The organism is Limnohabitans sp. Hippo4 (assembly GCF_003063605.1).
In the GTDB taxonomy this organism is placed as follows: domain Bacteria; phylum Pseudomonadota; class Gammaproteobacteria; order Burkholderiales; family Burkholderiaceae_C; genus Limnohabitans_A.
The window spans coordinates 48,422-61,563 of the sequence record NZ_NESE01000004.1 but is presented as its reverse complement, the minus strand read 5'-3'; the positions used below and the strand labels follow the sequence as shown (position 1 = coordinate 61,563).

Below are 13,142 nucleotides of genomic sequence, written 5' to 3'. Positions count from 1 at the left end.
CTTTTTTCTTTACAGATCAATGCATTGGATCATTTTGAAGGGTGTGCATGGCACTGCAATCTTGGTGTCACGCCAGAATGAACAAGTTTTGAATTTTTTAATTTCTGTGGATAACTGTTCGGTTATCCAAAAATTGTCCACAAGTTTATGCGTTGACAATTTTATTTTTCAAGGAACCACTGGATCCCTGCTTTTGCAATGAAACCCACCATGCCAAAAGCCAATCCTAGGAAAAGAACAAAGGTTCCAAATTTTCCAGCTTTGGATTCCCAAGCCAATTGACCAATGATGAACAGCATGTACAGCATGAATGCTGTTACACCAAAGGTCAGCCCATAGGCGGCAATTTGTTCTTCAGTCAGTCCCCAGATCATGGATGCATTTTGTCATGGTGTCCCATGGGTCCTTGTTTCATGAATTTGTGGGTGTGTGCATCAAATACTTTTTGCTGAGCAGGGTTCAGGCTTGCATAAAAGGTTTTGGTAGCTGTCATGCGTTTGTTCATTTCTGCATCCCTCTCACTCTTGAACGCCATCATTTTGTCAATTCTTTCTGGCGTGGTCATTTTTTCCATCTCAGCTGGCTGGGGCCTTGCAGGACGTTTCATCGGCGTTTTCATTTCTCCAGAAAAAGCATTCCATGCACTCTCTTGCGTTGAATCCAGTTGCAATGCAGATTTCAGATCATTCAAATGTTTTTGATGCCTGGCTTCACGGTGTGCTTCCATTTGCGCACCTCCCATCATAGGACGAACACCTTGAGGAGAATTTGCAGGCTGCGCAAAGCCAGCTAGGTGAATGCTTGATGTGATCAAGAGGGCGGTAGAAAGCGCAATGCGGCGAAAAGTAGTCATGAGATCTCCTTTGAGTCAAAGGCCTCAGATTTGTCGAAGCAAGGTTTGCATGACTTGTCAGAGGGCTACCTGCAGTCTGGCAATTTCATGTGTCCCTTCTTTGCAGAAATTGTCACGAATTGTAAAGACCAGCCCTGAAATCGTCGACCGCTTGAATGAGTTCGTCGCGTGTGTTCATCACAAAGGGACCATATTGGGCAATGGGCTCGTTCAAGGGTTGCCCAGCAATCAACAAAACTTTGCTGCCTGCAGCAGCTTGAATTTCAACCCCTTCGCCTTCATTTCGCAAAATGGCCATTCGGTGCAGTGCCACGGGTGATTTTTCTCCGGGGCTGATGACATTCACACTGCCTCGGTAGACAAACAAAAACGCATTGTGCTGGGTTGGCAATGCTTGTTGAAATGAAGCGTCATTTTCAAAATGAATGTCCAAATACAAAGCATCGGTTGGAAATTCAGCAATGGGTCTTTGGACTGCTCCACGGATGCCATGTGATTGGCCTGCTATGACACGAACTTTGATACCGTCGTGCGTTGAAAACTCTGGGATGTTTTCAGTTTGAATGTCTTGGTAGCCAGGCTTGCACATTTTGTCGTGCGAAGGCAAATTGAGCCAAAGTTGAAAGCCCTCCATCACACCATCTTCTTGCTCCGGCATTTCACTGTGCACCACACCTCTGCCTGCGGTCATCCATTGAACGCCACCGTTTTGGAGCAAGCCCTCATGGCCAGCACTGTCTTTGTGACGCATGCGGCCAGCAATCATGTAGGTCACGGTTTCAAAGCCACGGTGTGGATGGTCAGGAAAGCCGCCACCATAGTCTTTGGGATCGTCACTGCCAAAGTTATCGAGCATCAAGAAAGGGTCTAAGCGTCGTTGATGCGCTTGTGTCAGCACGCGTGTGAGCTTGACGCCGTCACCATCACGTGTTGCTTGACCTTGAACTTGTTGTTCGATGCGACGACCTTGAAAAGATGTGGGCGGTGTGTTCATAAGACAAGATTTTGCATGTTTTTCTTGATCTGCATCATTTTCCAAAAGTGCAATTCACAGCAAACTGGGTTTGTTTGTGAATCAGACTTTGAGGCCGTTTGGCAAAGAAAGCAACAGATCTATGAAAAGAAGAAGCCTTCACATCATTCGCGATGAGCACGCCTCGTTGGCTGCCATGCTTCACTCGATGTCGAAACTGTTAGAGCTTGGACCCGCAGAAGATGCCGCACAATTTTTCGATGTGATGCGCGCGATGTTGTTTTACATCGATGAATTTCCTGAGCGTTTGCATCACCCCAAAGAGTCGAATTTGTTGTTTCCTAAGCTTGCCAAAAAAGCACCGGAGGTGAGAGGGGCCATCGATCGTCTTGAACGTGATCACATGCACAGTGAAAAAGCCGTGCGCGATTTGCTTCATTTGTTGCTGGCTTGGGAAATGGTGGGAAGCTCCCGCAAGGCCGCCTTTGTCGATGCCTTCGGCCCTTATGTCGAGTCTTATCTCGACCATATGCGCTTAGAAGAGACCGTGATCTTGCCAGCGGCACAAAGCGCGCTGACAGACGAGGACTGGTTGGAAGTAGACCAAGCCTTTGATCTCAATGCGGACCCTTTAACTGGCAAGCATCTACCAGGCCCTGCATTTGAAAAACTCTTTAGCCGAATCGTGAGCAAAGCGCCTGCACCCATTGGTTTGGGTTAATGTGCACAGGCACTGTCAAATTTGATCAGTGGGCTTTCGGCAGCGTTGGGTAGTCTGTGTAGCCCGCTTCTTTGCCACCATAAAACGTTGCACGATCAGGCGTGTTGTAGGGGCCGTTTTGTTTCAAGCGTGCACCCAAGTCTGGATTGGCAATGAAAGATTTTCCAAAGGCAATCAAATCGGCATCGGCTTGCAAGGCTTGATCGGCCAAATCGCGCTCGTAGCCATTGTTCAGCATCCATGCGCCTTTGCCGCCCGCCTTTTGGTAGGCCGCTTTCATGGCTTTGTAATCAAAAGCGTGATCGCCTTGTTGGTAATCCCTGGCGGCACCCGTTGAGCCTTCAATGACGTGCACATAAGCCAAGGCCAAGGTGCCTAAGAATTGTGTGACGTGTTCAAACAAGGCCTGCGGCGCGGCATCGCTGGCATCATTGGCCGGCGTCACAGGCGAAATTCGAATGCCGCAGCGACCTGCGCCAATTTCTTCGCAAACAGCAGACATCACTTCTTTCAGAAGCCGAGCGCGATTCTCAATGTTGCCGCCGTATGCATCTGTGCGATGGTTGCTGTCAGCGCGTAAAAACTGATCGATCAAATAGCCATTGGCCGCGTGTACCTCAACACCATCGAAACCTGCAGCGATGGCATTGCGAGCGGCTTTGCGGTAATCGTCCACGATGCCAGGCAGCTCGTCTAAGCGCAGTGCGCGAGGCTCGGATGTTGGCACAAAGCTGGGGACACCGTCCACGATCAATACTGTCTTTGATTTGGCCGTGATGGCAGAAGGTGCAACGGGTGCTTGACCGCCGGGTTGCAAGCTGGTGTGTGAAATTCGGCCAACGTGCCAGAGTTGCATCACGATTTTTCCGCCTTTGGCATGAACGCCTTGCGTGATGGCTTGCCATGCATTGACTTGTTCAGTTGACCAGATGCCAGGGACATCGGCATAGCCTTGACCTTGGTGGCTGATGGCAGTTGCTTCTGTGATGATGAGGCCTGCGCCGGTTGCGGGGTTGGCGCGTTGCGCATAGTATTCAGCCATGAGTGCATTGGGCATCGCGTTAGGTGCTCGATTGCGCGTGAGCGGCGCCATCACAATCCGTGAGGCCAATTGAAGTGCGCCCGCTTGGCAAGGTTCGAATAAGTTTTTCATGTCACAAAGTATCAGGTTATGGACGTCGCTGGGCTTGGCTGTGAGCGTGTCGATGGCGGCCGCGGTGTCATTGGGCATGACGCGGTTTGCCTACGCACTCTTGTTGCCGCCCATGCGAGAAGATTTGTCGTGGACCTACACCTTAGCAGGTGCGATGAACACTTTCAATGCGCTGGGCTATTTGGTGGGTGCGCTGCTGACACCTTGGGCGCTTAAACGCTGGGGCGCGGTGCGTGTCTTGATTGTGGGTTCTGTCTTGGCTTCTTTGTTGATGGCCATGACGGGATTTTTCACGCAGGCTTTGTATTTGTTGTTACAACGTTTTTTGGCGGGTGTGGCAAGTGCGGCTGTGTTTGTATCCGGTGGATTGTTGGCGGCAAGACTGGGCGCGCACTTGCCTTCTCAGTCTGGCTTGCTGCTGGGCATTTACTATGGCGGCACGGGTTGGGGCATTGTCATTTCAGCGTTGTGTGTGCCCGCGGCCATCGGACTGTCTGCTGCCCATCATGCGCAACACACCTGGTCATGGGCTTGGTGGTGTTTGGCGTTTGTTTGCGCCATCATCAGTGTCGCGCTTTATTTGATTCGATCACACTTGAATCATTGGATGCCAGAGTTGTCGACGGCTGCGCCTGCGCCGTCAAACGAACATCAAGCCTCATTGCCGACGACAACGTTGAGTGCACCCTCTCAGCCCGCATGGCGTGTTTGGACACCTGGCTTGTTGGGCTACGGCCTCTTTGGTGTGGGATACATCGGTTACATGACCTTTGTGGTGGCGGTCTTGCGTGAGCAGGGGGCGCCCTCGGCCAACATCACGTTCTTTTATGCAGCCTTGGGTTTGGCGGTGGTGGCGTCTTCCAGAATTTGGGCGGGGCTTTTGAATCATTTCAAAGGTGGCCAAGCTTTGGCTATCTTGAATGCTTTGTTGAGTGTGGCCACGCTCATTCCTGCGTTGACCTCTGCATGGCCGGCCATGTTGTTGTCGGGCATTTTGTTTGGCGGTGTGTTTTTGTCCGTGGTGGCCTCGACCACCGCCATGGTAAAACACAACTTGCCAGCCTCGCAATGGGCCTCGGGTATCAGCGCATTCACCGTGGTGTTTGCGGTGGGGCAAATTGTGGGACCTACTGTTGTGGGTTGGATTGCCGATGGTCCTGGTGGTTTACAGCGGGGTTTGGTTTTCTCGGCCGCGGCGTTGTTGCTAGGCGCTTTGGTGGCGTGGCAACAAAAACCGCTTCAGTCTCAAACGTCGTAGCCCGGATTTTCTCGGTTCAATTTGCGCAGCAAAGAGGGCCACACAAACGAGCCCCCCAGGCCGCCTGTCTGAACCTTCATCGCATGCGACACCCCGCTCAATATTTGGGGATTGACGGACGTTAGATCTGTCGGTGATGTTTGTCCCGACAATGCGTCCACTTGGATGCGGCACGTGTTCTCAAATGTGTACATCTGCAAGAAAGCATCTTGGATGGATTTGCCGACCGTTAAGAGTCCATGGTTGCGCAACATCAAATAATTGGCCTCGCCTAGATCGGCTTGCAACCTGGTTTTTTCATCGTCACGAATGGCCACGCCTTCATAGTCGTGATAAGCCAGTGACGCCAAGACAAAAGTGCTTTGTTGGCTGATGGGCAACACACCGTGTTTTTGTGCGCTGACGGCCACGCCTGCCCGTGTGTGGGTGTGCAAGACACAAGCCGCATCAGGACGCGCTTCGTGCACGGCGCTGTGAATGACAAACCCGGCTGGGTTCACTGGGTGCGGATTGTCTTCGTCCAGTTTGTTGCAATGCATGTCGATCTTGACCAAGCTAGAGGCGGTGATTTCATCGAACATCAAGCCATAGGGGTTGATCAAAAACTGGTGTTCTTCGCCCGACACAGAGGCGGGTAATTTGGCGCTGATGTGTGTGAACACCAAATCACTCCATCCATACAAGGCCACCAATCGGTAGCAGGCGGCCAAGTCCACACGCAGTTGCCATTCATCGGGGTGGAAGCGGTTGTTGTTGTGCTGTGTCATAAGGTCTCCATATTGGGGCCAAGCTTAGCCTGAGCCGTGATTGCACAGCAGTCGCGCATGGAACACCCGTTACAGATAAAATCAACCCCCTTGGCCACTGGCCTCCCACGGCGCGGGCAGCGCCGGCCAACATGGCCATGAACGGGTGATTTGATGCTTTATCCACAAGAATTTGATGTGATCGTCGTTGGCGGTGGCCACGCGGGAACCGAGGCTGCCTTGGCGTCTGCGCGCATGGGTTGCAAAACACTCCTGCTGTCGCACAACATCGAGACCTTGGGTCAGATGAGCTGCAACCCGTCCATTGGCGGTATTGGCAAAGGCCACTTGGTCAAAGAAGTTGACGCCTTGGGTGGCGCCATGGCCTTGGCCACCGATGAAGGTGGCATTCAGTTTCGTATTTTGAACAGCTCTAAAGGCCCAGCAGTTCGCGCCACGCGCGCTCAAGCCGATCGCATTTTGTACAAGGCAGCCATACGCCATCGGCTGGAAAACCAAGAAAACTTGTGGTTGTTTCAGCAAGCCGTCGATGACTTGATGGTGGAGTCCAATGGCACGGAAGACCGTGTGGTGGGGGCTGTAACGCAAGTGGGCGTTCGCTTTCGTTCAAAAACTGTGGTTTTAACTGCCGGTACATTCTTGGATGGCAAGATTCATGTCGGCTTAGAAAACTATGCGGCCGGCCGTGCGGGTGATCCGCCAGCGGTCAGCCTGTCTGCGCGTTTGAAAGAACTCAAGTTGCCACAAGGGCGCTTGAAAACGGGTACGCCGCCTCGCTTGGATGGCCGCACCATCGACTTCAGTCAATGCCAAGAGCAACCAGGGGACGGCATGCCGGGCGGATTGAATCCTGAAGCAGGCGTTCCTGTTTTCAGCTTCATGGGCAGGGCAGACATGCACCCCGCACAAATGCCTTGCTGGGTCACGCACACCAACGAACGCACCCACGACATCATTCGCTCGGGCTTTGACCGCAGCCCCATGTTCACCGGAAAAATTGAAGGTGTGGGTCCACGTTATTGCCCCAGCGTGGAAGACAAGATCAATCGCTTTGCCGACAAAGACAGTCACCAGATCTTTTTAGAGCCTGAAGGCTTGACCACGCACGAGTTTTATCCCAACGGCATTTCCACCAGTTTGCCCTTTGACATCCAGTATGCATTGGTGCGATCAATGAAGGGTTTAGAAAACGCTCACATTCTTCGCCCCGGTTATGCCATTGAGTACGACTACTTTGACCCACGCTCTTTGAAGAGCAGCTTTGAAACTCGCCAGATTGGCGGCTTGTTTTTTGCAGGTCAAATCAACGGCACCACCGGTTATGAAGAGGCAGCAGCGCAAGGTTTGTTTGCAGGCATCAATGCCGCACTTCAGTGCCGCAGCATGTCTGGACAGGCCAATGACATGGGGGGCGCTTGGTTGCCCACACGAGATCAAGCGTATTTGGGTGTATTGGTCGACGACCTCATTACCAAGGGCGTGACCGAGCCTTACCGCATGTTCACCAGCAGGGCAGAGTTCCGCTTGCAATTGCGAGAAGACAATGCCGACATGCGGCTGACCGAAGTGGGTCGCCAAATGGGCTTGGTGGATGACGCGCGCTGGGCTTCCTACTGCGCCAAGCGTGAAGCTGTTTCACGTGAAACAGAGCGACTGAAGTCTACTTGGGTCAATCCCAGAAACCTGCCAACCTCTGAGTCAGAGCGGGTGTTGGGCAAGGCCATCGAGCATGAGCACAACTTGTTGGACTTGCTGCGCCGCCCCAACGTTTCGTATTCGCAGCTGATGAGCTTGGACGGTGGGCGCTTTGAGGCTCAAGAGGTTTCACGTGAAACATTGGGTGACTTGGCGGCGGCGGTGATTGAGCAAGTCGAGATCACGGCCAAATACTCGGGCTACATTGATCGGCAAAAGGTGGAAGTAGAGCGTTCGGCCTATTTCGAAAACTTGAAGCTGCCAGCCAAGCTGGACTATTTGCAGGTTTCTTCTTTGTCCATTGAGGCGCGCCAAAAATTGGCAAAGCATCGCCCCGAAACATTGGGCATGGCCTCTCGCATCTCCGGCATCACGCCCGCGACCATTTCGTTGTTGTTGATTCACCTGAAAAAGGGCGGCTTTAAAGAGTTCATGGCCGTGAAGCCTGAGGCGGTGGAGGGTGTTGAGGATGCTGAGGGCGCTGTTTCGTGATGGGTGACGCTTTGCAGAATGACTTGGCGTCAAAGTTGGCGTCTGGGGTTGAGACCCTGGGCTTGTCCTTGAGTGAGTCGCAGCTGCAACAGTTGATGAATTACATGGCCTTGATTCAAAAGTGGAACAAGGTCTATAACTTGACGGCCTTGCGCGACCCCAATGAAATGCTAACGCACCACTTGCTGGACAGCTTGTCGGCCATTGGCCCCTTGCATCGTCACCTTCAAAATGACCCGTCCACTCGGGGTGCAGACAGCACTTTGCTCGACGTCGGTTCGGGTGGTGGCTTGCCAGGTGTGGTCATTGCCATTTGCTGCTCAAATGTGCGCGTGACCTGTGTTGATGCGGTTTCCAAGAAAGCTGCTTTTGTTCAGCAGGTTGCGGCCAGTTTGAAGTTGCCAAACCTCAAAGGCGTCCATGCGCGCGTCGAAACATTGACCGAGCATTTTGACGTCGTGTGTTCAAGAGCCTTCGCTTCCTTGCCTGACTTCGTGACTTGGTCCGCCGCTGCTTTGAAGGACGCAGGTGTTTGGATGGCCATGAAAGGCAGATTGCCCACAGAGGAAATGGACGCTTTGCCGATTTTTGCCAAGGTGTTTCACGTGGAACAGCTTCAAGTGCCCGGTTTGGATGCCGAGCGCTGCATGATTTGGATGAAAAAAGCACCAAGTTCCTTGGCTTGAGCGGACAGATCTGGTGATCGCCCATTACACTTGGGCCAAATAAGAAAGCCTTGCATGTTTGGAATCTCAGATTACGGCGCCTTTGTGGCCGCCTTTGTCCTTCTTTTGTTTTTGCCAGGACCTGGCAATTTGGCTTTGATCACCTCAACCAGCCAAGGTGGTGTGCGGGGTGGCGTGGCCTCTGTGTTGGGCTTGATTCTGGGCGATCAGATTTTGTTGTGGATGACGGTCGCAGGCGTGGCCGCTTTGTTGCAAACCTACCCGCATTTGTTCATGGCCATGCAATGGGTGGGGGCTGCCTACTTGTCATGGTTGGGTGCGCGCATGGTTTTCGCCAAAGCGGGGGAAGGTCCCTCCATCAAAATCACGCCCGGCAAATACTTCAAAGAAACCATGTTCATCACCTTGCTCAATCCCAAGGCGATCATGTTCTATTTCGCCTTTTTTCCTCAGTTCATCGACCCAGAGAAGCATCAAGGAATGATTACTTTTTCATTCATGGCGGCAACCATTGCTGTCTTGGGTGCACTGTATTGTTTGGGTGTTGTTTACATTACACACACCATGGCAGAACGAATTCGCGCCAACCCCAAAATGTCGGGGCTTTTGCAAAAAGTAGCGGGCCTGTTTTTGATTGGCTTCGGCCTCAAGTTAGCCCTTGGTAAATGAACGCATCAACCGAAAATTAAAAGAGTAAGTCATGGCAAAAATTTTCTGTGTTGCAAACCAAAAAGGTGGCGTGGGCAAAACAACGTCCGCAGTCAATTTGGCGGCAGGTTTGGCCAAGGTGGGCCAGCGGGTTTTGTTGGTAGATCTCGATCCACAAGGCAATGCCACCATGGGTTCGGGTGTCGACAAACGCCAACTTGAACTCAGCGTTTACGATGTTTTGCTGGAGTCTGCCAGCATCAAAGAGGCGGCTATTTTTTCTGAAAAATGTGGCTACCATGTCTTGGGTGCCAACCGTGAATTGGCCGGCGCCGAAGTGGAGTTGGTCGATCTGGAGCGACGTGATCAGCGTTTGAAGTTGGCGCTGGATGCGGCCGATGCAGACTTTGACTTTGTCTTGATCGACTGCCCGCCCTCTCTCTCGATGCTCACCTTGAATGGTTTGTGTGCAGCCCATGGCGTGATCGTGCCCATGCAATGTGAATACTTTGCCCTCGAAGGTTTGACCGATTTGGTCAACACCATCAAACAAGTTCACGCCAATTTGAATCCCGACCTGAAAATCATCGGCTTGCTTCGCGTGATGTTTGACCCTCGCATTACCTTGCAACAACAGGTCAGCGAGCAACTCAAGTCACACTTTGGCGACAAGGTTTTCAACACCGTGATTCCGCGCAATGTGCGCTTGGCCGAAGCGCCCAGTTATGGCTTGCCTGGCGTAGTGTTTGACCCATCGGCCAAGGGAAGCCAAGCATTTGTAGAGTTTGCCAAAGAACTGGTGATCCGCATTCCAACGCTTTGAAGCAAGCAATACTATAAATGTCACAGTCTACAGTCCTTATTTTGCCTGGATGGCAAGGAAGTGGGCCCTTACATTGGCAAATGAGGTGGGTCGCCCAGTACGGCGATGTGGTGGTTGAGCAGCACGATTGGATGAGGCCCTTGCGAGGCGACTGGTTGTCAAGATTGGACGATGTCTTGTCAGATTTAGAGGGGCCCGTTTTTTTGGCGGCCCACAGTTTGGGCTGCATTCAAGTCGCTGCGTGGGCCGCCGTTTCTGCACAGACACACAAGGTCAAAGCGGCGCTGTTGGTGGCGCCAGGTGATGTCGAGGCCTCGAATTTCAAAGACGTCTTTTCCACTTGGCAGCCCATCGTCATGAATCGATTGCCTTTCAAGAGTTTGTTGGTGGGCAGTCAAAACGATCCTTTTTGCACGCTTGAACGTGCGCAAGCTTTTGCCAAGGCCTGGGGTTCTGACTTCCTGAACCTTGGGAACAAAGGGCATGTCAATGCCGATTCCAATTTAGGCGACTGGCCAGAAGGCCGCGCAATGCTGAACAGTTTGATGAAAGAAAAAGAACATGGTCACTAAAAAACCGAAAGGCCTCGGACGCGGTCTTGAAGCCCTCTTGGGTCCCAAAGTTCAAGACGAACCCAGTTCACCTCAAGCCGTCGAAGCGGCGGCCAATCGACTCCCATCGACCTTGCCTTTGAGTGAGATGGTGCCCGGTATTTACCAGCCGCGAACGCGCATGGACGAAGGCGCACTTTACGAACTGGCCGAGTCCATCAAGGCGCAGGGCATCATGCAGCCCATCTTGGTCCGCAAGTTAAGCGAAGGTCCCAACGCTGGCAAGTTTGAAATCATTGCGGGCGAGCGTCGCTTTCGCGCCTCACGTTTGGCAGGTCTGAACGAGGTGCCGGTGCTGGTGCGCGATGTGCCCAATGAGGCTGCAGCGGCGATGGCCTTGATTGAAAACATTCAGCGTGAAGACCTCAACCCCTTGGAGGAGGCCATGGGTTTGCAACGCTTGATCAAAGAGTTTGGACTCACTCACGAAACGGCAGCGCAAGCTGTCGGCCGCTCGCGCAGTGCTGCCAGTAACTTGTTGCGTTTGTTGAATTTGGCCGACCCTGTCCAAACCATGCTGATGGCTGGTGACATTGACATGGGCCACGCGCGCGCATTGTTGGGCTTGGACAAGGCGGCTCAAATCACAGCGGCCAATCAAATCAGTGCTAAAAAAATGTCGGTGCGCGAAGCCGAAAGCCTGGTCAAAAAACTCAGCGCCGAGTTTTCTCTGGTTCAACAAAAACCGAAAAAAGAAAAATCCCGCGACATCAAACGTGTGGAAGAAGAGTTGTCAGACTTGCTCATGGCCGAGGTCGAAGTGCGCATCAAGAAGCGTGTGAAACGCCACGGGCGTTTTGAAGAGATGGGCGAGTTGTCCATCCAGTTTGGTTCATTGGACGAACTCAATGGACTGATTGAGCGGCTGCGCGATTAAACAGTCGCATCCAAAAAGAAGGGCCTCGTTTCACAACAGAGGCCCTTTTTTCATCGGAAGATTTTTCCGGGGTTCATGATGTTGTGCGGGTCCAGTGCTTGCTTCAAAGTGCGCATCATGTTGACCGCGCCTTCACCGGCTTCGGTCACCAAGAAGTCCATTTTGTGCAAGCCAATGCCATGCTCACCCGTGCAGGTGCCACCCAGGCTGAGTGCGCGGTTGACCAACTTGTGATTCAAGGTTTCGGCGATTTCACGTTCTTGAGGATTTTCAGGATCGATCAAATAGCCAAAGTGGAAATTGCCATCGCCAACGTGACCGACCAAGAAGTATGGAATGCCGCTGGCATCGGTTTCGGCCACCGAGTCCAGCAAGCAGTCGGCCAATCGGCTGATGGGCACACAAGTGTCCGTACTAATGGCCCGGCAACCCGGCTTGCTTTGCAGCGCTGCAAAGTAAGCGTTGTGTCGAGCCGTCCAAAGACGCGTTCGCTCTTCTGGGGTTGTGGCCCATTCAAATGCATTGCCGCCATGCTCGCTGGCAATTTCTTGCACAGTTTCGGCTTGTTCTTTAACACCGGCTGGTGAGCCATGAAACTCCATCAACAGCAAAGCCTCTTCGCGCAAGCCCAACTTGGCGTAGGCATTGACCATGCGCACAGTGTTGTGGTCGATCAACTCCACCCGTGCGATGGGCACGCCCAATTGAATGGTTTGAATCACGGTTTTCACAGCCGACTCAATGCTGGGGAAAGAGCAAATGGCCGCGGAGATTGCTTCAGGTAAGGGATACAAGCGGACCGTGACCTCGGTCATCACGCCCAGGGTGCCTTCGCTGCCGACAAACAAGCGCGTCAAGTCGTAGCCTGCACTGGATTTTTTGGCACGGGTGCCGGTTCGGATGATTTCACCCGAAGCGGTAACGACTTCCAATGCCAAAACATTCTCACGCATGGTGCCATAGCGAACGGCATTGGTGCCACTGGCGCGGGTTGCGCTCATGCCGCCGATGGTGGCATCTGCTCCTGGATCGATGGGGAAAAACAAACCGGTCGATTTGATTTCTTCGTTCAATTGCTTGCGCGTAACGCCAGGCTGAACTGTGACGGTTAAATCTTCGGCATTGATGCTCAGCACTTTGTTCATGCGCGTCAGGTCAATGCTGATCCCGCCTTGAACGGCCAATAAATGACCCTCCAAAGACGAACCGACACCAAACGGAATGACGGGCACTTGGTATTGACTGGCCAACTTCACGGCATCGGCCACATCTTGGGTGCATTCGGCAAAGATCACGGCAGAAGGCGGTGGCACGGGGGCAAAAGCCGATTCGTCGCGACCATGTTGCTCACGAATGACGAGTGCCGTGGAGCAGTTGTCGCCGAACCGCGCCTTGAGTGCGTCGATAAATGCTTGAGGCACTGGGCGGGCTTGCACGTCGGGTGCCAAGTGGGCGGCAGGAGTGGGTGCATTCATAGTGAGGCTCCAAAAAGAAGGGGGCAGTCATCGCTTGTGAGGGGGCGGGAAAAGCCCGTTGACCTTGGTCAGCCCAATGTTGGCAAACTCGGTCAAAATCAGAGTTTACG

General features: G+C 52.8%; 14 protein-coding genes. 8 read left to right on the top strand and 6 right to left on the bottom strand.

The features are described from left to right. Positions 1-161: 161 nt before the first annotated feature. The 3 genes from B9Z46_RS11295 to B9Z46_RS11285 all read right to left on the bottom strand — a co-directional run bounded on the left by B9Z46_RS11295 (position 162) and on the right by B9Z46_RS11285 (position 1,847). Positions 162-374, bottom strand: a complete 213-nt coding sequence (locus B9Z46_RS11295; RefSeq protein ID WP_108256568.1) for a DUF2788 domain-containing protein — start codon at positions 372-374, stop codon at positions 162-164. Continuing rightward, positions 371-853 (bottom strand): Spy/CpxP family protein refolding chaperone, encoded by a 483-nt coding sequence (locus B9Z46_RS11290; RefSeq protein WP_108256566.1) that lies wholly within the window; start codon positions 851-853, stop codon positions 371-373. Before B9Z46_RS11290 ends, B9Z46_RS11295 begins: the two co-directional genes overlap by 4 nt. 112 nt (positions 854-965) lie before the next feature. Beyond that, positions 966-1,847 (bottom strand): pirin family protein, encoded by an 882-nt coding sequence (locus B9Z46_RS11285; RefSeq protein ID WP_108256862.1) that lies wholly within the window; start codon positions 1,845-1,847, stop codon positions 966-968. A gap of 121 nt (positions 1,848-1,968) precedes the next feature. On the opposite strand from B9Z46_RS11285, the gene B9Z46_RS11280 reads away from it, so the two are divergent. After that, on the top strand, positions 1,969-2,547 hold the full coding sequence (locus tag B9Z46_RS11280) for a hemerythrin domain-containing protein (RefSeq protein WP_108256564.1): 579 nt from the start codon (positions 1,969-1,971) through the stop codon (positions 2,545-2,547). A 25-nt stretch (positions 2,548-2,572) separates the two neighbouring features. On the opposite strand, the gene B9Z46_RS11275 is transcribed toward B9Z46_RS11280, so the two are convergent. Next, positions 2,573-3,700, bottom strand: coding sequence for an alkene reductase (locus tag B9Z46_RS11275; RefSeq protein ID WP_108256562.1), 1,128 nt, complete (start codon positions 3,698-3,700; stop codon positions 2,573-2,575). Here B9Z46_RS11275 and B9Z46_RS11270 point away from each other — a divergent pair. After that, on the top strand, positions 3,699-4,958 hold the full coding sequence (locus B9Z46_RS11270) for a YbfB/YjiJ family MFS transporter (RefSeq protein WP_108256560.1): 1,260 nt from the start codon (positions 3,699-3,701) through the stop codon (positions 4,956-4,958). The genes B9Z46_RS11275 and B9Z46_RS11270 overlap by 2 nt on opposite strands. On the opposite strand, the gene B9Z46_RS11265 is transcribed toward B9Z46_RS11270, so the two are convergent. After that, positions 4,946-5,725 carry a class II aldolase/adducin family protein gene (locus B9Z46_RS11265; RefSeq protein ID WP_108256558.1) on the bottom strand — a complete coding sequence of 260 codons (780 nt, stop codon included), beginning with the start codon at positions 5,723-5,725 and terminating at the stop codon, positions 4,946-4,948. The two genes, B9Z46_RS11270 and B9Z46_RS11265, sit on opposite strands and share 13 nt — an antisense overlap. Before the next feature lie 153 nt (positions 5,726-5,878). On the opposite strand from B9Z46_RS11265, the gene mnmG reads away from it, so the two are divergent. The 6 genes from mnmG to B9Z46_RS11235 are packed head-to-tail and all read left to right on the top strand — an operon-like array spanning position 5,879 to position 11,557. Then, complete coding sequence (mnmG, locus tag B9Z46_RS11260; protein WP_055359442.1) at positions 5,879-7,912, top strand: tRNA uridine-5-carboxymethylaminomethyl(34) synthesis enzyme MnmG; 2,034 nt, start codon at positions 5,879-5,881, stop codon at positions 7,910-7,912. Beyond that, the gene (rsmG, locus tag B9Z46_RS11255; protein ID WP_055359443.1) at positions 7,912-8,598 is read left to right on the top strand and encodes a 16S rRNA (guanine(527)-N(7))-methyltransferase RsmG; all 687 of its coding nucleotides are present in this window, start codon (positions 7,912-7,914) and stop codon (positions 8,596-8,598) included. Before mnmG ends, rsmG begins: the two co-directional genes overlap by 1 nt. 54 nt (positions 8,599-8,652) lie before the next feature. Further along, positions 8,653-9,267, top strand: a complete 615-nt coding sequence (locus B9Z46_RS11250; protein ID WP_055359444.1) for a LysE family transporter — start codon at positions 8,653-8,655, stop codon at positions 9,265-9,267. Positions 9,268-9,298: 31 nt separating this feature from the next. After that, positions 9,299-10,069 (top strand): ParA family protein, encoded by a 771-nt coding sequence (locus B9Z46_RS11245; protein WP_055359445.1) that lies wholly within the window; start codon positions 9,299-9,301, stop codon positions 10,067-10,069. A 17-nt stretch (positions 10,070-10,086) separates the two neighbouring features. Then, a complete protein-coding gene (locus B9Z46_RS11240) occupies positions 10,087-10,641 on the top strand; it encodes an alpha/beta hydrolase (RefSeq protein ID WP_108256556.1) in 555 nt (184 codons plus the stop codon). After that, positions 10,631-11,557, top strand: coding sequence for a ParB/RepB/Spo0J family partition protein (locus B9Z46_RS11235; RefSeq protein WP_055359447.1), 927 nt, complete (start codon positions 10,631-10,633; stop codon positions 11,555-11,557). The genes B9Z46_RS11240 and B9Z46_RS11235 overlap by 11 nt, the downstream gene beginning before the upstream one ends. A gap of 50 nt (positions 11,558-11,607) precedes the next feature. Here the strand turns inward: B9Z46_RS11235 and B9Z46_RS11230 are convergent, their stop codons facing one another. Next, the gene (locus tag B9Z46_RS11230) at positions 11,608-13,032 is read right to left on the bottom strand and encodes an FAD-binding oxidoreductase (protein ID WP_108256554.1); all 1,425 of its coding nucleotides are present in this window, start codon (positions 13,030-13,032) and stop codon (positions 11,608-11,610) included. Positions 13,033-13,142: the final 110 nt, after the last annotated feature.